The sequence below is a fragment of the Streptomyces sp. NPDC047017 genome, assembly GCF_040644175.1.
In the GTDB taxonomy this organism is placed as follows: Bacteria; Actinomycetota; Actinomycetes; order Streptomycetales; family Streptomycetaceae; genus Streptomyces.
Genome location: NZ_JBEYVW010000012.1, coordinates 16,698 through 36,301, shown reverse-complemented (window position 1 = coordinate 36,301; position 19,604 = coordinate 16,698). Strand labels below are relative to the sequence as shown.

Genomic DNA, 19,604 nt, shown 5'->3' with positions numbered 1-19,604 from the left:
GTGGATAACAACGACGTGTGGCTGAAAATAGGCGGTACCAGCAGCCGGGACGATCTGGTGCTCGCCGTCGACTTCACCGCCACCGGCCGTCCCGACGCCCGTTTCTCCGATCTCTTCTCGCTCACCGCGGCGGGACGCCACCACGTCTGGGAGACGATGCCCCAGGCCATCGCCACCGACGTGGGGCCCGGCGGCCAGGACTACCTGGACCGCTGGTTCGAATCCGTACGAGAGACCGGCCGGCCGGTCAGCGCGGTGCTCGGCTTCTGCGCCGGCTCGGTGTACGCGGCAGCGCTCGCCGAACGCCTCACGCAGTGGCAGGAAAGCGCCCCGCAGCTCATTCTCTTCGACCCGGAACTCGCCAACCCGCTCGGTCTGTACTGGCAGTTCCACACGTCCCTGAGTCTCTTCGAATCCATCGTCGGCCCGGAACCGGTCTCGGTGGCGAACACCGAAGGACACCGGGTCCTGGAACGCACCGACGACATTCGGGAGCTGGGGACCGAACTCGTCCGGCTTTTCCGCGGCGTGAGCGAACCGGCGTTCGACACGCTCGATCTCGACGAGGAGAGCCGGGCCGAATTCACCGAGTCGTTCACGGCTTTCGTCGCCTACGTCGTCGCCGCGGGCGATTTCGGCTCGATGGAGAACTGGCACCGGGCGGTCGCCTTCAGTTCCGCCAGCCCGCTCAGCGGACTCAACCGGCTCCGCTCCACCGACCCGGAGACCGCGGCCGGCGTCGTGGCCAGGGAGATCCGGTTCGGCAGTGAGCACATGAACCTGCTGCGCGACGAGGCCGCCGCGAAGGCACTGGACGCGCTGCTGTCCCCGCAGGACCTCTCCCGACAGATCCGGATGTGACATGACGACGACCCCAGAGACCAGGACCGTACGGGACGAGGGAGGCACCACCGTCATGGCCCCGTCCCCGGCTCCCGACGCCGCACCGGCGCCGGCCGAGGCGAAGAAGCCCGCCGCCAGGAAGCAGCCCGCGAAGAAGGCGGCGACCCCGCGGAAGGCGGCGGCGCGCAAGACGGCCGCCAAGAAGACCGCGGCGAAGAAGACGACGACGGCCGCCGCCACCCGCAAACCGGCGGCGACGACGGCGAAGACTGAAGCGGCGGCGACGGAAGCGGCGAAGGTGACGGAAGCGGCGGCCGTGACCGCTGTGACCGCCGTGACCGCACCGGAGACCGCCGCCGAGCCGGCCGCCGCGCCCGGGACGAAGCCCACGCCCGCGCCCGCGCCCACGCCCACGCCCGCGCCCGTGCCCGAGTCCGCAGCCGAGCCCGCCCCCCGCCCCGCCGCCGTGAAGAAGCCCGCGGCCGGCGCCGGCACCGGCGTCGAGCCCGCCCTGCGGATCATCGGCCTGCGCAAGGACTACGGCGAGGTCAAGGCCGTCCGCGGTGTCGACCTGGCCATCGCGCCCGGCGAGGTCGTCGCCCTGCTCGGCCCCAACGGCGCCGGCAAGTCCACCACCGTCGACATGATCCTCGGCCTGGCGAAGCCGACCGCGGGCTCGATCACCCTCTTCGGCAAGGCCCCCCACATCGCCGTACGGCAGGGCCTGGCGAGCGCCGTGCTCCAGGAGGGCTCCCTCATCGACGACCTGAGCGTCCGCGAGACCCTCGGCATGATCTCCTCGCTCTACAAGAACCCGCTCCCGATGGACGAACTGCTGCGCCGCGCCAACATCGAGGACATCGCCGACCGCCGCGGCACCAAGCTCTCCGGCGGCCAGCGCCAGCGCGCCCGGTTCGCCTGCGCCCTGGTCGGCAACCCGCAGCTGCTCATCCTGGACGAGCCGACCTCCGCGATGGACGTCGGCAGCCGCCGCAAGTTCTGGGAGTCGATGCGCAAGTTCACCGACACCGGACGCACGGTCGTCTTCGCCACCCACTACCTGGACGAGGCCGAGGAGTTCGCCGACCGCGTCGTCCTGATGCGGGCGGGCCAGATCGCCGCCGACGGCACGGTCGCCGAGATCCGCGCCCTGACCGCCGGCCGCATGCTGCGCGCCGCGGTGCCCGGCGCGGAGGCCGACGACCTGCGGCGGCTGCCCGGCGTCACGGCGGCCACCGTCCGGCTCGGCCAGGCGGAGCTGCACTGCGACGACTCCGACGCCGCGGTCCGCGCCCTGGTGACGCGGTACCCCGGCGCACACGACATCGAGATCAGCGCCACCGGCCTGGAGGAGGCGTTCCTCACCCTGACGGCCGACGACGCGGCGCAGGACGACACGCAGAACACGGAGGACGAGGCCGCATGACCGGCTACCTGGCCATCGAGATCAAGCGAATGCTGCGCGGGCCGCGGTTCATCGTCTTCGCGTTCGTCGTGCCCGTCGTGATGTATCTGCTGGAGTGCATGCTCTACAAGAAGCAGACCATCCCCCACTCCCACGGCATCACCTACAGCGCCTGGCTGATGTGCAGCCTGGCCGCGTACAGCGCGTTCACGTCCTCGATGCACACGACCGCCCGGGTCGCGCACGAACGGCAGATCGGCTGGCACCGGCAGCTGCGCCTGACCCCGCTGCTGCCGCGCACCTACCTGCTGACCAAGGTGCTGGTGGCGATGATCGTCGCGCTGCCCGGCCCGGCGTTCGTGGCGCTGTTCGGCTGGCTGGTGCAGGACGTGCACATGTCCACGGCCGGCTGGCTGCAGATCACCCTCGGCATCTGGATCGCCGCCCTGCCGTGCGCGGTCCTCGGCCTGGTCATCGGCCTGTACGTGGCGCCCGAGCAGCAGCAGATGTACCTCCAGGGCCTGATCATCCTCTTCGGCTTCCTGGGCGGCCTGCTCCTGCCGACCACCGGGTTCCCGGACTGGCTGGTCACCATCGTCAAGATCATGCCCAGCTACTGGCTGGCCGACATCGGCCACGGCGCCCTGCTGCACGACACCCGCGCGGCGGTCGGCGCGGCCGTGCTCGCCGCGTGGACGCTGGTGTTCTCCGGCGCGGTGTTCCTGAGCTACCGGCGCGAGGCCGCCCGCGCCTGAGCGGCCCCGGACCGTACGGGAGACAGAGGGGCGCCGGCCGCACAGGCCGGCGCCCTTCCGCGCATCCCGCCCGTCCGGCCGCCACCGTCCGTCCGGCCGACTGCCACCGTCCGTCCGACTGGCCGCCACCGCCCGGCCGACTGCCACCGTCCGGCCGACCGGCCGCCACCGTCCGACCGGCCGCCACCGTCCGACCGGCCGCCACCGTCCGGCCGACTGCCACCGTCCGACCGGCCGCCACCGTCCGGCCGACTGCCCACTGCCCGTCCGGCCGCCACCGTCCGTCCGGCCGCCACTGCCCGACCGGCCGCCACTGCCCGACCGGCCGCCACCGCCCGTCCGACTGCCCACCGCCCGACCGGCCGCCACTGCCCGACCGGCCGCCACCGCCCGTCCGACTGCCCACCGCCCGACCGGCCGCCACCGTCCGACCGACCGCCCACCGTCCGACCGACCGCCTCGCCCCGGCCCGGCCCGTCCGCCCCACCCCGGCCCGCCCCACCCCGCCCCGCCCCGGCCCGTCCGCCCCGCCCCGATCCGTCCGAGAGGGACCCCATGTTCCTGGCCCCCAGCCGCAAGGGCGTCGTCCCCTTCCGCGGCCACCACACCTGGTACCGCGTCACCGGCGACCTGCACAGCGGCCGCACCCCGCTCGTCGTCGCGCACGGCGGCCCCGGCTCCGTCCACGACTACCTGCTGAGCCTGACCGCGCTCGCCTCCGACGGACGCCCGGTCATCCACTACGACCAGCTCGGCAACGGCCAGTCCACCCGGCTGCCCGACCGCGGCGCCGACTTCTGGACCGTCGACCTGTTCCTCGCCGAACTCGACGCCCTGCTCGACCACTTGCACATCGCCGATGACTACCTGCTCTTCGGCCAGTCCTGGGGCGGCATGCTCGGCGCCGAGCACGCGGTGCGCCGGCCGGCCGGGCTGCGCGGCCTGGTCATCGCCAACTCACCCGCCTCCATGCCGTTGTGGCGCGCCGAGTGCGAACGCCTCAAGGACGCGCTGCCCGCCGACGTCCGCGACACCCTGCGCCGCCACGAGGCCACCGCCGACTACGCGCACCCCGACTACCAGCGCGCCGTCCTCGCCTTCTACGAACGCCACCTGTGCCGGGCCCGCCCGCTGCCCCCCGAGGTCGCCACCACCCTGCTCGCCCTGCAGAGCGACCCCACCGTCTACGGCACCATGAACGGCCCCGCCGACTTCCACGTCATCGGCACCCTCAAGGACTGGACCGTCGTCGACCGCCTGCACGCGATCGACGTGCCCACCCTGGTCATCACCGGCGCCCACGACGAGGCCACCGAGGCCACCATCCGCCCCTTCCTCGACCACATCCCCCGCTCCCGCTGGGAACTCTTCGAGGACTCCAGCCACATGCCCCACGTCGAGGAACCGGAACGCTTCGAACGGGTCATGCGGGAGTGGCTGGCGGAGGTGGGCTGAGCACGGACGGCACGGACCGGCTGCGCGCGGGCGGGTCCGTGCCGCTGCCGGAGCCGACGGGCCGCGCAGCGGGCAGCTGTCGTCACGCCTTCCGCTTGTGTTAGTGTCATGCGTTTGCGTGGTCGTCGCGGTGGGCGATTCCGTCCGTTCGGTTCCGCTGGTGCACAGGCTGTACGGGGGCTGTACGTGAGCTGTTCGATCCCGCCGGGCCTTCCTCGGTACGTTCCCCTGCGGAAGGCTGTTCATGAATCATCCCGCTGACTCCGGCATCGCTCACGGCGGTCCCGCCCGGCCCGGGGCCACGCCCCCCACGCCGCCCCCGGCCGTCTCCTTCGCCGGCCTGGGACTGCCGGCGGAGGTGCTGAGGACGCTGAGCGGCCTCGGGGTGCGCGAACCCTTCCCGATCCAGGCCGCCACACTGCCCGACGCCCTCAAGGGACGCGACGTCCTGGGGCGCGGGCGCACCGGCTCGGGCAAGACGCTCGCCTTCGGCCTGCCGCTGCTGACCCGTACGGCCGGGCGGCGCGCCGAACCGAAGCAGCCCCTCGCCCTGGTCCTCGTGCCCACCCGGGAGCTGGCCCAGCAGGTCACCGAGGCGCTGACGCCGTACGCCGAGGCACTGCGGCTGCGGACGGCCACGGTCGTCGGCGGCATGTCGATCGGCCGGCAGGCCGCCGCGCTGCGCCAGGGAGCCGAGGTGGTCGTCGCCACCCCCGGACGCCTGCACGACCTGATCGAGCGCAACGCCTGCCGCCTGGGACGGGTGCGGATCACCGTGCTGGACGAGGCCGACCAGATGTGCGATCTGGGATTCCTGCCGCAGGTCGCCGACGTCCTCGACCAGGTGCGCCCCGACGGTCAGCGGATGCTGTTCTCGGCCACTCTGGACCGCGACGTCGACCAGCTGGTCCGCCGCTACCTCCACGACCCCGTCGTCCACTCGGTCGACCCGTCCGCGGGCACGGTCTCGACGATGGAGCACCACGTCCTGGTCGTCCACGGCCCTGACCGCTACGCCGTCACCACGGAGATCGCCGCCCGCGACGGCCGCGTCCTGCTGTTCCTCGACACCAAGCACGCCGTCGACCAGCTCACCCGGCATCTGCGGGCCAGCGGGGTGCACGCCGGGGCGCTGCACAGCGGCAAGTCCCAGCCGCAGCGCACCCGGACCCTGGCGCAGTTCAAGAACGGCCAGATCACCGTTCTGGTGGCGACCGATGTCGCGGCCCGTGGCCTGCACGTCGACGACCTCGATCTCGTGGTCAACGTCGACCCGCCCACCGACCCCAAGGACTATCTGCACCGGGCGGGCCGTACCGCCCGCGCCGGTGAGTCCGGCCGCGTGGTCACCCTCGTGCCGGCGGACCGGCGCCGCGAGACGAGCCGCGTGATGGCCGGGGCGGGCATCGAGGCGACCGTCACCAAGGTGCGCTCGGGCGAGGCGGAGCTGAGCCGGATCACCGGCGCCAAGGCCCCGTCCGGGACCCCGCTCGACGGCGGGCCCGCCGTCCCCCGGCCCAAGAACACCAACGCTCCCTTCCGCGGCCTCGGCACCAGCAAGGATGCCTCCCGCGGCGCCGGCGGCAAGTCCCGGAAGGCCGGCGAGGCCCGCAAGCTCGCCGAGGCCCGCAGGGCCGCCCTCGTGCGGCGCAACGGCTGAGAGCCGCTGCCCTGCCGGCGAACCATGACAAGCTGTGCCTGCCCACCCCCGAACCCAGGAGGTCACCATGACCGCAGAGCCCGCGACCACGGAAGGTTCGGAGCCGGCCGACACCGGGACGTCTCCTCTGGCGCCGGACAGCGACGGCAACTACGACCTCAAGCGTAAGTTCCGCGAAGCCCTGGCGCGCAAGCGCGGTGCGCAGGCGGACGCGGCCGACACGGGCGCCGGCCCGGACGCGTCGAAGGTGCGTGCGGCGCACGGCCCGGCCGCGAGCCAGCGGTCGTTCCGGCGCAAGAGCGGCGGCTGAGCCGATCGGTCCCGCGGCCTGCCACCGCATGACGGCAGGCCGCACGCCCGGTCACTGGCACGCCCGGCCCCCCGGCCCGCGTCTCCGGCCGTCGCCCACCCCGCCTACGCCGCCTGCGACTTCTCCGCGATGAACCCCGCCAGCGCCTTCGGCGTCGGGTGGGCGAAGAGGTCCGCGAGGCGGATACGGACCTTCACGTCCGTGGTCCGCTTGATCCGCTGGAGGAGTTGCACGCCGAGCAGCGAGTGGCCGCCGCTGGCGAAGAAGCCCGAACCGGACTTGAGGTCCTCGCGCTTGAGGAACTCACGCCACAGGTCGAGGAGTTGGCCGGTCAGCTCCTCGGTGTCCACCGCGGTCCCCGCGTCCTCCTCGCGGGCCCGGCCGGCCAGCGCCTCCGCGCGCAGCCGCAGGCCCTCCAGGTCGGGCCGGCCACCCACCGAGGGCAGCGCCTCCACCACGACCAGCCGCTCCGGCTCGGCCGCGGCCGGCAAGGACACCTGGAGCTGCTTGAGCAGCCGCTCCGCCAGCCCCTCCGTGGCCGTACCGCCCGCGGGCGCCACGAACGACACCACCCGCCCCGACACGGCCACGCTCGCCGCGCCGGCCACCTCCGCGTGCGCCAGCAGCACCGCGTCGATGTCGTCCAGGCCGAACGTGACGCCCTGCACGCTCACCCGCCGGTCCAGCCGCCCCAGCAGCTCAAGGCGCCCGTCCGGCAGCCAGCGCGCCAGCTCCCCGGTGCGCCGCAGCGTCCCGTCCGCCTCCGCCAGGCACAGCTCACCGCGCACCCGCACCGGCAGCTCGCCGCCGTCCGGCGCGGCCACCAGGGCCCGTACGGCCGACCACTCGCCCGGCGCGTACGACGAGAACTGGGCGACGGCGGGGGAGGAGGGCAGCGCCGACGGCAGCCCGTGCCGGTGCCCGCCCGCCACCGCGGCCCGGTCCGCGTCACTCCACACCGACAACTCGCCCACCGGCGCCGCCAGTTCCGCACCGAGCCGGACCAGCAGGGCGTCGTAGCGGGCCAGCAGCAGCCCCACCTCGGCCGCCGAGAACACCTGCGTGCGGAACACCGCGCGGATGCGCAGCTCCTGCTCGCCGTCCTCCTGCGCGGCGCCGGGCATGAAGAAGAACTCCAGGTCGAACTTGCTGAAGCCGTTCTCCACCTCCCGCATCCGCGCCGGGAACCCGCCGACCGCGAAGTCACCGCCGGTCCCGCCGGGCACATAGTTGAACAGGTGCGTGCACAGCGAGTTGCGCCAGCTCGCGCCGGAGTCCGCGTCCCGCACCTCGTCCAGCACCCGCTCGGCCGGCACCCCGCTGTTCCCGATGCCCTCGAGGAAGACCGAACGCACCCGGTTCACCAGCCGCTTGAACGGCTTCGCCGGATCGATCCGCACCCGCAGCGGCAGCACGTTCACGTGGTAGCCGATCGCCGCCTCGTGCCCCGGCGGCCGCACACTCACCGGCGACCCGACGACCAGATCCTTGCCCGCGCCGTGCCGCGACAGCAGCAGGCTGTACGCCGACAGCAGGATGACCGCCTCCGGCGCGCGCAGCTCACGGCACAGCCGCCGCACCACGTCACGCGCCGGCCGCGACAGCGTGTACCACGTGCTCTCACCGGCCAGATCCGGCGTGTCGGAGGGCGGATTGCCGTACCACAGTCCGCCGCCCCCCTCGCTCCCGTCGCCGCCGCGGAACCCCCGCAGCTGCTCCCGCCAGAACTCCACGCTCTCCGCGGACGGCTCCGGCTCCACGGCCGCCGCCACCGGCGTCGTGTCGTACCCGTCCGGGTCGTGCAGCGCGCCCAGCAGCTCCCCGAGGAACGACACCGTCGACATCGCGTCGAACACCAGATGGTGCAGCGCCACACTCACCGTGCAGCCGCCGCCCTCCGGCAGGAACACCGCCCCGCGCACCAGTGGCGAGCCGTCCAGCGCGAACGGCGCCGCCACGAACTCCTGCACGGCCGCCGATACGTCCTCACCCCCGCCCACCGGCACCCCGGGCACCGAGAGCTCCACCGCCCCGGGCGCGATCACACTCCGGGTCAGCTCGGTCTCCGACGCCCGGAAGACGGTCCGCAGTATCTCCTGCCGGCGTACCACGAGCGTCAGCGCCCGGGACAGCGCGGCGGGCTCGACGACCCCGTCCACATCGAACGTGACGGACAGATTGTTGACCCCGGCCCCTGGTACGAGCCGCTCCAGCAGCCACAGGTCGGTCTCCTTGCGCGTGGCCATGACGGTGCTCCTCATCGCGGTGACAGCCCGAAGGCTGATGTCAGTGGCTGATGTCAGTCGATGTCGATGCCCTCGAACTCGCTGTCGAGAATGTCGAAGATCTGCTCGGCGTCGGCGTCCGCCAGCGAGTCGGCCGCCGCCTCCCCGGCCTCCCCGGCCGCGTGCAGCTCCGACCAGCGCGCGGCGAGCGTGCGCAGCGTCTGGGCCACCCGGGCGTGATCCCCCGAGTCGAGCCCGTCCGCACCCACCACGCGCAGCAACTTCGCTTCCAGCGCCGCGAGTTCGACCTCCACCGCGCGCAGCGCGGCAGGCCCGGTCTCGTCCGGTACGAGCTGCTCGCGCACATACTCGGCGAGCGCCCGCGAGGTCGGGTAGTCGAACGTCAGCGTCGCGGGCAGCCGCAGCCCGGTCAGCGGCGCGAGCTGGTTGCGCAGTTCCACCGCCGCCAGCGAGTCGAACCCGAGCCCGCCGAACCCGCGCTCCGGGTCCACCGCGTCGCCCGAGGCGTGCCCGAGCACCGCCGCGACCCGCGCCCGCACCAGCCGCAGCACATGCGGCGTCCGCTCCTCGGCCGGCAGCCGCAGCAGCGTCTCCTTGAGCGCCTCCGCGCCCTGCGCCGCGGCCGTATCCGCCGCCCCGCGCCGCCGGGCCGCGCCCGGCACCCGGACCAGCCCCCGCAGCATCGCGGGCAGCGTGCTGTCCCCGGCCCGCCGCTCCAGCGCGCCCGTGTCGAACGGTACCGGCACCAGATGCGCCCGCCCGCTGCCGAGCGCGGCGTCCAGCAGGGCGAGCCCCGCCGCCCGGCCCAGCGCCCGCGGCCCGGTCCGCGCGACCCGCTCCACGTCGGCCGCCGTGAGCCCGGCGCCCATCCCGCCGACCTCCGGGTCCCACAGCCCCCAGGCCAGCGAGATCCCCGGCAGCCCCTGCGCCTGCCGCCGCGCGGCGAGCGCGTCCAGGTAGGCGTTGGCGGCGGCGTAGTTCGCCTGCCCCGTGCCGTCGAACGTCGCCGCGGTGGACGAGTAGAGAACGAAGGCTTCGAGGGTGATGCCGCGTTCGGTGGTGAGTTCGTGGAGGTGGCGGGCGGCGTCGGCCTTGGGTGCGTGGACTGTGGTGAGGCTGTCGGTGGTGAGGTGTTCGATGGTGGTGTCGTCCAGGACGCCGGCGGTGTGGACGATGGCGGTGATGTCGGGGTGGGTGTCGAGGAGGTGGGCGAGGGCGTCGCGGTCGGTGACGTCGCAGGCGGTGATCTCGACTCGGGCGCCGGACTGGGTGAGTTCGGTGGCGAGTTGGGTGGCGCCGGGGGCGTGGGTGCCGCGGCGGCTGGTGAGCAGGAGGCTTTGGACGCCGTGGGTGGTGACGAGGTGGCGTGCGGTGAGGGCGCCGAGGCCGCCGGTGCCGCCGGTGATGAGGGTGGTGCCGGTGGTGGGCCAGGGGGTGGCGGTGGCGGCCTGTGCGGGAGCCGTCTCGCGGGTCAGGCGGGGGGCGGTGAAGGTGCCTGCGCTGTGGGTGAGTTCGGGTTCGTCGGCCGGGATGAGGTCGGGGATCTCCTGGGCGCCTTCGGCGTCTTCGGTGTCGAGGAGGGTGATCCGGTCGGGGTGTTCGGCCTGGGCGGCTCGGACCAGGCCGCGGATGGCGGACTGTTCGGGGTCGGTGGCGGCGGTGCGGGTGACGACCAGCAGCGGCTGCTCGCCGTTCAGGTGGGCCTGGAGCTGTGGGAGCAGTTCGGTGGCGGTAGCGGCCTGGAGAACGGTGTACGCCGTCACAGGCTCGCTCGCCTGCCCGGCGACCGGGGTCCAGTCGATCCGGTACAGGTCGCGTACGGTGCTGGTCTCCGCCGCCAGCGGACGCAGCACCAACCCGCCCACCGTGGCGACGGGGCCGCCCGTGGCGTCCGCGAGATCGAGCCGGTAACCCGAGCCCTCGGCGGCGACCCGCACCCGCAGCGACCGCGCCCCCGAGGCATGAACGGCCACGTCGCTCCAGGCGAAGGGCAGCTCGGCCTGCTCGGCGGCGCCCGCGTAGGTGAGGGCGTGCAGAGCGGCGTCCAGGAGGGCCGGGTGCAGTGCGAACGCTCCCGTCTCCGCGTCCTCGGGAAGGGAGACCTCCGCGAGGACCGCACCGTCAGCGGTACGCCAGGCGGCGGTGACGCCCTGGAAGAGGGGGCCGTACTCCAGGCCGAGGGCGGCGAGGTCGGTGTAGAGGGTGGTGGTGTCGATGGTTTCGGCGCCGGCCGGTGGCCAGGGGGCGGTCAGGTCGGCGGTCTCCACGGTGTCGGCCGACAGCGACCCCTCGGCGTGCAGGGTCCACTCCTCGTCGCCTTCGGGGCGGGAGTGCACGGTGAGGGCGGGTTCGTCGCCCTGACCGACTCGCACGCGCAGGGCGACAGCGCCGTTCTCCGGGATGACGAGCGGGGCGTGCAGGGTCAGGTCCCGTACGGTCCCGCAGCCGATCTGGTCTCCGGCGCGGACCGCGATCTCGACGAGGGCGGCACCGGGCACGACGACCGTGCCGTGCACCGCGTGCTCCGCCAGCCACGCGTGGGTGGCCAGCGACAACCGCCCGGTGAACAACACCCCGTCACCGTCCGGCAGTTCCACCGCCGCACTCAGCAACGGGTGCTCCGCGTCCGACTGGCCCAACTCCGACGCGTCACCCGCCCGCCCGGCCGTGGCGGCGAGCCAGTACGGCTGGTGCTGGAAGGCGTAGGTGGGCAGGTTCACCGGCTGTCGGCCCGGTCCGAAGTAAGCGGCCCAGTCCACGGAGGGCAGTCGGGTGAGGGCTTCCACGAGGGCTTGGGGTTCGGTGCGGTCGCGGCGGAGGGTGGGCAGGGCGCGGGGGTCGTCGGCCATGGCGGTGAGGACGGCGTCCGGGCCGAGTTCGAGGAAGGTGCCGATGCCCTGCGCGTCGAGGGTGGCGAGGGCGTCGGCGAAGCGGACGGCCTGGCGGACGTGCCGGACCCAGTAGGAGGGCTGGGCGAGATCCGCGTACGTGACCGCCGCCCCGGTGAGGGTGGAGACGATCGGGATCGTGGTCTCGTGGTACGTCAGCCCGGCCGCGATCTCTTCGAACTCCGCGAGCATCGGCTCCATCAGCGGCGAGTGGAAAGCGTGGCTGACGCTGAGCTTCTTCGTCTTACGGCCCGCGTCCGCGAAGTGCCGTACGATCTCGTTCACGCCCGCTTCGGGACCGGAGACGACGACGGAGACCGGCCCGTTGACGGCGGCGATGCCCGTCCCCTCCGGCAGGACCGGCAGGACTTCCTCCTCGGTGGCCTGTACGGCGGCCATCGCGCCCCCGGCCGGAAGCCGCTGCATCAGCCGCCCCCGCGCCGACACAATCAACGCCGCGTCCTCCAGCGACCACAACCCCGCCACATGCGCGGCGGCCAGCTCACCGATCGAGTGCCCGGCCAGCACATCGGCGCGTACACCCCACGCCTCCAACAACCGGAACAGAGCCACTTCGAGAGCGAACAGGGCGGGCTGCGTATAGCCCGTCTCGTCCAGCCCCTCACCCTCCCGGCCGAACATGACCTCCTTCAAAGGCCGTTCGAGATGCGGGTCAAGGACGGCGCACACGTCATCCAGGGCGGCGGCGAACACGGGGAACGCGTCGTACAGCTCCCGTCCCATGCCCGCCCGCTGGCTGCCCTGCCCCGTGAACAGGAACGCCACCTGCCCGCCCCCGCCCGCAGGGATCTCCTTGCGGGCGATGGCCTCCAGGCCGGCGATCAGCGCATCCCGGTCCGCCCCGACCACCGCCGCCCGATACGCGAACGCAGACCGCTGCGTGACCAGCGAGAACCCGACATCGGCCGGGTCCAGCTCACCGTGCCCGCCGACATGCTCCAGCAGCCGTACCGCCTGCCCCCGTACCGCCTCCTCCGTCTTCCCGGACACCACCCACGGCACCACCGGAAGCGCCCCCGCCTCGACAGCCTCTGCCGTCTCCTCGGCAGGCGCCTCCTCGATGATCACGTGAGCGTTCGTGCCACTGATCCCGAACGAGGACACCCCCGCACGCCGGGTCCGCTCCCCCGCCTCCCACGCACGCGCCTCCGTCAGCAGCCGCACCGCACCCGCCGACCAGTCCACATGCGAGGACGGCGCATCCACATGCAACGTCCGAGGAAGTTCCTCGTTCCGCAGGGACAGGACCATCTTGATGATCCCGGCCACACCCGCCGCAGCCTGCGTATGACCCAGATTCGACTTGATCGATCCCAGCCACAGCGGCTCCGGGCGCTCCTGCCCGTAGGTCGCGAGGAGGGCCTGCGCCTCGATCGGGTCACCGAGCTTCGTGCCGGTTCCGTGGCCCTCGACGGCGTCCACATCCGCAGGTGTCAGGTTCGCGGAGGACAGCGCACGCTTGATGACGCGTTGCTGGGAGGGGCCGTTGGGGGCGGTGAGCTGGCTGCTCGCGCCGTCCTGGTTGACCGCCGAACCCCGCACCACCGCCAGCACGCGGTGGCCGTTGCGGCGCGCGTCCGAGAGGCGTTCCAGAACGAGGACACCCACACCCTCACCCCAGCCCGTACCGTCCGCCGCGTCCGCGTACGGCTTGCAGCGGCCGTCAGCAGCCAGGCCCCGCTGCCGGCTGAAGTCCACGAACGTGTCCGGCGTCGACATCACCGTCACCCCACCCGCCAGCGCCAGCGAGCACTCACCACCCCGCAGCGCCTGCGCCGCCAGATGCACGGCGACCAGCGACGACGAGCACGCCGTGTCCACCGTCACCGCCGGACCCTCAAGCCCGAGCGCATACGACACCCGGCCCGAGACGACACTGCCGAGGCCGCCGTTGCCGAGGTAACCGGCCAGTTCCTCCGGGACGTCGTGCAGGCGGGGGGCGAAGTCGTGGTACATGACGCCGGCGAAGACGCCGGTGGCGCTGCCGCGCAGGGATGACGGGTCGATGCCGGCCCGCTCGAACGCCTCCCAGGACGTTTCCAGGAGCAGGCGCTGCTGCGGGTCGGTGGCCAGGGCCTCACGCGGGCTGATGCCGAAGAAGTCCGCGTCGAAGTCGGCGGCCCGGTCCAGGAAGGCGCCCTGGTCGACGTAGGTCTTGCCGATGGCGTCCGGGTCGGGGTCGTACGACTCCTGCCACAGCGGGCCGCGGTCGGACGGGAACGCGGACACCGCGTCGCCGCCGGCCGCCAGCAGCCGCCACAGGTCCTCGGGGGAGGTCACTCCGCCCGGGTAGCGGCAGGCCATACCGACGATCACGATCGGATCATCCGTACCCGAGGGCCCCGAAGCCGCTGGGACGGCCGCCGCCGACTCCGCCTCGCCGCCGCCGAGTTGTTCGTCCAGGTGGCGGGCGACGGCCAGGGCGTTCGGGTAGTCGAAGGTGAGCGTGGCGGGCAGCCGCAGGCCGGTCGCGGCGCCGAGCTTGTTGCGCAGGTCCACGGCGGCGAGCGAGTCGAAGCCGAGGGTGCCGAAGCCGCGCTCGGGGTCCACGGCCTGCGGGCCGTCGTGGCCGAGGGCGGCGGCGACGTGGGTGCGGACCAGGGTGAGCAGCCGGCGTTCGCGGTCGGCGGCGTCGAGCCGGGCCAGTTCCTCCGCGAGGGAGCCGTCGCCGGTCCCGGCCTGGCCTGCGGCGCGGCGGGCCGGGGTGCGGACCAGGCCGCGCAGGACGGCGGGCAGTTCCTCGGTGCGGGCGCGGCGGGTCAGCGCCTGCTGGTCGAGGCGGAGGGCGAGCAGATGGGCGGCGTCGGGCAGGGCGGCCGCCGCGTCGAGCATCGCCAGGCCGGCCGCGACGCCGTGGGCGGGCGTGCCGGCGCGGGCCGCGCGGGACATGTCGGCCGGGGCGAGTCCGGCCGCCATGCCGCCCGCCTCCGGGTCCCACAGGCCCCAGGCCAGCGAGAGGCCCGGCAGCCCCTGGGCCTGGCGCTGGGCGGCGAGGGCGTCCAAGTAGGCGTTGGCGGCGGCGTAGTTGGCCTGGCCGAGGGCGTCGAAGGTGGCGGCGGCCGACGAGTAGAGGACGAACGCGTCGAGGTCGCGGCCGGCGGTCAGTTCGTGCAGGTGGTGTGCCGCGCGTGCCTTGGGGGCCCAGACCCGTTCCAGTTGCTCGGGGGTCAGGGTGTCGAGGGTGGCGTCGTCGAGGACGCCCGCCGCGTGTACGACGGCCGTGATGCCGGGGTGGGCGTCGAAGACCCGCGCGAGCGCGTCCCGGTCGGAGACGTCGCACGCCTCGACGGCCACTTCGGCGCCCAACGCACGCAGATCGGCGGCCAGTTCGAGCGCTCCGGGGGCGTCCGTGCCCCGGCGGCCGACCAGGAGTACGGATCGCACCCCGTGTCCGGTCACCAGATGGCGGGCGGTGAGCGCGCCCAGGCCGCCCGTGCCACCGGTCACCAGCACCGTGCCGGACGTGGACCACGAGCCGTCGCCCGCCGGAACGCTCCGCCGGACCAGGCGCGGCACGAACCACCGGCCCGCCCGCACCGCCAACTCCGGCTCACCGTCCGGGAGTACGTACGGAGTGGCCGTCTCACCGTCCTCGTCGACGAGGACGATCCGGCCCGGATGCTCCGCCTGCGCGGCACGCACCAGACCCCACACGGCGGCCTGCTCCAGGTCCGCAGGCGCGGCGCTCGCACCACCCGCGTGGGCGTCCGTGGCCTCCGTGACGCCCACCGCGCCCCGGGTCACCACCAGCACCCGCGCCTCGCCCGCCAGCGCCGGCCGGAGGCCCGCCAGCACCTGCGCCACCGTCTCGCCGCGCACCACCTCGAAGCCGGAACCGGCGGTGTCCGCCGACGGGGTCGGGGCCGGTGCCCACTCGACCCGGTACAGCGGTACGGCCCGTCCCGCCCGGCCGCCGTCCAGGGCGGCGGGCCGCAGGACGAGCGAGCCGACCGTGGCGACGGGGGCGCCGGCCGGGTCCGCCAGGTGCAGGCGGACGCCGGAGGCGGCCGGGGTGACGTGCACCCGCAGCGCGGTCGCCCCGGCGGCCGCCACCGCCACGTCGGTCCAGGCGAAGGGGAGTTCGGGTCCGTGGGCGTCCTCGGTCTCCTCGTCGAGGCCGATGACGTGCAGGGCCGCGTCCAGCAGCGCGGGATGCACGGCGTAGCCGGCCGCGTCGACGCCGTCGGGCAGGGCGACCTCGGCGAACAGTTCCTCGCCGCGCCGCCAGGCCGCCCGCAGCCCCTGGAAGGCGGGACCGTACCCGTACCCCTGGGCGTCCATGCGGGCGTAGGCGCCGCTCACGTCGAGGGGCCGGGCGCCCTGCGGCGGCCAGGCGGCGGGCTCGCCCGCCGGGGCGGCGGCAGCGGCCGGGACCGGGGACAGCAGACCCTGGGCGTGCACGGTCCAGTCGGTGTCGGCGGTACGGGAGTGCACGGTCAGCGGGCGGCGGCCGTCCGCGTCCGGCTCGTCCACGACGAGCTGGATCTCGACACCGGACGCGTCGTCCTCGTCCATCGTCAGGGGAGCCTGGAGGGTGAGTTCCTCGACGGTCTCGCAGCCGGCCAGCGCGGCGGCGTGCGCGGCGAGTTCGACGAAGCCGGTGCCGGGCAGCAGGACCGTACCGCCGACCGCGTGATCGGCCAGCCACGGGTGCGCGCGCACCGAGAGCCGGCCGGTGAGCACCAGGCGCTCCGCGCCCGCCACCGTCAGCGCGGCTCCCAGCAGCGGGTGCCCGGCGTCCGCGACACCGAGGGCGGCCGGGTCGGCCGGGCCGTCGTCCAGCGCGTCCAGCCAGTGGCGGCTGCGCTGGAAGGCGTACGTGGGCAGGTCGGCGGCCTCGTGGCCGGTGTCCGGGCGGGTCCGCCAGTCGGCCGGCAGGCCCAGCTGGGCGCGCCAGTCGACCGGGACGCCGCGCAGGTGCAGCGCGGTGACGGCACCGGCCAGCGCGCGCGGCTCGTCATGGCCCCGGCGCAGCGCGGCCAGCAGCGTGCCCTCGGTCACCGACTCGGCGCCCATCGCGGTGAGCACGGCGTCCGGGCCCAGCTCCAGGAACGTGCTGACGCCCTGCTCCTGGAGGGCGCGGACCGCGTCCGCGAACCGCACCGCCTCACGGACGTGCCGCACCCAGTACTCGGGGTCGGCCAGCTCCTCGTACGGCACCTCGCGGCCGGTCAGCGTCGACACGATCGGAAGGACCGGCCGCAGCGGCTCCACCAACTGCGCGAACTGGCGGAACTCGGCGAGCATCGGCTCCATGAGCGGGGAGTGGAAGGCGTGGCTGACGGCGAGCTTCTTGGTCTTGTGCCCGGCGGCAGAGAAGTGACGTACGACCTCGTCGACGCCTGCCTCGGGGCCGGAGACGACAACAGACGTCGGCCCGTTGACGGCCGCGATGCCCGTCCCCTCCGGCAGGGCGGGCAGCACCTCGTCCTCGGTGGCCTGTACGGCGGCCATGGCGCCCCCGGCCGGGAGCTGCTGCATCAGCCGCCCCCGCGCCGACACGATCAGCGCGGCGTCTTCGAGCGACCACAACCCCGCCACGTGCGCGGCGGCCAGTTCACCGATGGAGTGCCCGGCCAGCACATCCGGCCGTACCCCCCACGCCTCCAACAGCCGGAACAGCGCGACTTCGAGAGCGAAGAGCGCGGGCTGCGTGTAGCCCGTCTCGTCCAGCCCCGCACCCTCCCCGCCGAACATGACCTCCTTCAGCGGCCGTTCGAGATGCGGGTCGAGGGCGCCGCAGATCTCGTCCAGCGCGGCGGCGAACACCGGGAACGCGTCGTACAGCTCCCGTCCCATCCCGGCCCGCTGGCTGCCCTGCCCCGTGAACAGGAACGCGAGCAGGCCCTCGGCGGGCTCGCCGGACAGCGGGGCCTCGCCGCGCGCGATCGCGTCGAGGCCGGACAGCAGCGCCTCCCGGTCGCCCGGGTCCGCGACGACGGCGGCCCGGTAGGCGAAGGCCGTACGCCCGGCGAGCGCCGCAGCCACGGACACGGACACGGACGCGGACACGGCCTCGGACACCGACGTGGCCTCGGACACCGACGTGGCCCCGGCCTCGGACACCGACGTGGCCCCGGCCCCGGACACCGACGTGGCCCCGGCCCCGGACACCGACATGGCCCCGGCCCCGGACACAGACCCGGCCCCGGCCCCGGCCCCGGCGTCCGAGCCGGAGGAACGCTCCCGCAGCTGGCCCGCGATCCGCCCCGCCTGCGCACGCAGCGCCTCCGGCGTCTTTCCGGACACGAGCCACGGCACCACCGGCGGCACACCCACCTCGGTAGCCCCGACAGCCGTCTCCCCGCCGGGCGCCTCCTCCACGATGACGTGCGCGTTCGTACCGCTGATCCCGAACGAGGACACACCCGCGCGCCGCACCCGCTCCCCGGCCGGCCACGGACGGGCCTCCGTCAGCAGTTCGACGGCGCCCGCCGACCAGTCCACCCGGGAGGACGGCTCGTCCACGTGCAGGGTGCGCGGCAGCAGTTCGTGCCGCAGGGCCTCGACCATCTTGATGATGCCGGCCACGCCCGCCGCGGCCTGGGTGTGCCCGAGGTTGGACTTGACCGAGCCGAGCCACAGCGGGCGGTCCTCGGGGCGGTCCTGGCCGTACGTCGCGAGGAGCGCGCCCGCCTCGATCGGGTCGCCGAGCCTCGTGCCGGTGCCGTGCGCCTCGACGGCGTCCACGTCGGCGCCGGCCAGCCCGGCGGAGGCGAGGGCCTGGCGGACCAGGCGGCGCTGCGCGGAGCCGTTCGGCGCGGTCAGGCCGTTGCTGGCGCCGTCCTGGTTGACGGCCGAGCCGCGGACGACCGCGAGCACGCGGTGGCCGTTGCGGCGCGCGTCCGAGAGGCGTTCCAGGACGAGGAAGCCGGCGCCCTCCGCCCAGCCGGTGCCGTCGGCGGCCTCCGCGAACGGCTTGCACCGCCCGTCGGGCGCGAGGCCCCGCTGCCTGCTGAACGCGGTGAACGTGCCCGGACTGGACATCACCGCGACCCCGCCCGCCAGCGCGAGCGAGCATTCGCCGGCGCGCAGCGCGTGCGCCGCCAGGTGGATCGCGACCAGCGACGACGAGCAGGCCGTGTCGACACTGAGGGTGGGGCCCTCCAGACCGAGGGTGTAGGCGACCCGGCCGGAGATGACGCTGGTGGCGGCGCCGGTCAGCAGGTGGCCCTCGAAGCCCTCGGGCGCCTGGTGCAGGCGCGGCCCGTACTCCTGGGGTTCGGCGCCCACGAAGACGCCGGTGGCGCTGGAGCGCAGCGCGGTCGGGTCGATGCCCGCGTGTTCCAGCGCCTCCCACGTGGTCTCCAGGGCGAGCCGCTGCTGCGGTTCCATCGCGGCCGCCTCGCGCGGGCTGATCCCGAAGAAGTCCGCGTCGAACTCCGTTGCCCCGTACAGGAATCCGCCCTCGCGGGCGTATGTCTTGCCGGGCGCGTCCGGGTCCGGGTCGTACAGTCCGGCCACGTCCCAGCCGCGGTCCTCGGGCAGCGGGCCGATCGCGTCGCCGCCCGCCGCGAGCAGCTCCCACAGCTGCGCGGGGGAGGCGATGCCGCCCGGGTAGCGGCAGGCCATGCCGACGATGGCGACCGGCTCGTCCGCGTCCGCGTCCCGCACCGGCCCGTGACCGCCGGCCGCTTCGGTCGCGGCCCCCGCCCCCTCGGCCGGCTCGCCCCGCGTCTCCCGTACCAGGCGGGCGGCGAGCGCGCGCGGTGTGGGATGGTCGAAGGCGACGGACACCGGCAGGTCCAGGCCGGTCGCGGCGGTCAGCCGCCGCTGGAGGTCGACGATGGCCAGCGAGTCGAGCCCCGACTGCCGGAACGGCGCGCCCGGATCGAGCGCCCCGGCCGGTTCCCGGCCCGCCTTGCGCAGCGCGGCGCCGGCCTGCTCGACGACGAGCCGGAGCAGCCGCCGCTCCTGGGCGGCCCGGGACAGCCCGGCCGGCTCGGCGGCCGTCAGGGGCTGTGCGGTCGTGTCCTCGTGGTCTGCGGCGGGCTGGGCGGCGGACTCGGTCATGGTCACTG

The 19,604-nt window shown here is 74.4% G+C and carries 8 protein-coding genes; 6 read left to right on the top strand and 2 right to left on the bottom strand.

All coding sequences use genetic code 11. From position 1 onward, the window contains the following. The 6 genes from ABZ858_RS20715 to ABZ858_RS20690 all read left to right on the top strand — a co-directional run bounded on the left by ABZ858_RS20715 (nt 1) and on the right by ABZ858_RS20690 (nt 6,428). Complete coding sequence (locus ABZ858_RS20715) at nt 1-861, top strand: hypothetical protein (RefSeq protein WP_361380300.1); 861 nt, start codon at nt 1-3, stop codon at nt 859-861. A gap of 1 nt (nt 862) precedes the next feature. Further along, nucleotides 863-2,269, top strand: coding sequence for an ABC transporter ATP-binding protein (locus tag ABZ858_RS20710; protein WP_361380297.1), 1,407 nt, complete (start codon nt 863-865; stop codon nt 2,267-2,269). Beyond that, complete coding sequence (locus tag ABZ858_RS20705) at nt 2,266-3,003, top strand: ABC transporter permease (RefSeq protein WP_361380294.1); 738 nt, start codon at nt 2,266-2,268, stop codon at nt 3,001-3,003. The genes ABZ858_RS20710 and ABZ858_RS20705 overlap by 4 nt, the downstream gene beginning before the upstream one ends. 555 nt (nt 3,004-3,558) lie before the next feature. Further along, nucleotides 3,559-4,458 (top strand): proline iminopeptidase-family hydrolase, encoded by a 900-nt coding sequence (locus tag ABZ858_RS20700; protein WP_361380291.1) that lies wholly within the window; start codon nt 3,559-3,561, stop codon nt 4,456-4,458. Between the two features lie 244 nt (nt 4,459-4,702). Continuing rightward, nucleotides 4,703-6,118 (top strand): DEAD/DEAH box helicase, encoded by a 1,416-nt coding sequence (locus ABZ858_RS20695; RefSeq protein ID WP_361380288.1) that lies wholly within the window; start codon nt 4,703-4,705, stop codon nt 6,116-6,118. 67 nt (nt 6,119-6,185) lie between these two features. Further along, nucleotides 6,186-6,428: a DUF5302 domain-containing protein gene (locus ABZ858_RS20690; RefSeq protein ID WP_361380285.1), complete on the top strand. Its 243-nt coding sequence runs from the start codon at nt 6,186-6,188 to the stop codon at nt 6,426-6,428. 104 nt (nt 6,429-6,532) lie between these two features. On the opposite strand, the gene ABZ858_RS20685 is transcribed toward ABZ858_RS20690, so the two are convergent. Together ABZ858_RS20685 and ABZ858_RS20680 are read right to left on the bottom strand one after the other, a co-directional pair. After that, nucleotides 6,533-8,674 carry a condensation domain-containing protein gene (locus tag ABZ858_RS20685; protein WP_361380283.1) on the bottom strand — a complete coding sequence of 714 codons (2,142 nt, stop codon included), beginning with the start codon at nt 8,672-8,674 and terminating at the stop codon, nt 6,533-6,535. A 53-nt stretch (nt 8,675-8,727) separates the two neighbouring features. After that, complete coding sequence (locus ABZ858_RS20680; protein WP_361380280.1) at nt 8,728-19,596, bottom strand: SDR family NAD(P)-dependent oxidoreductase; 10,869 nt, start codon at nt 19,594-19,596, stop codon at nt 8,728-8,730. Between the last annotated feature and the right edge of the window lie 8 nt (nt 19,597-19,604).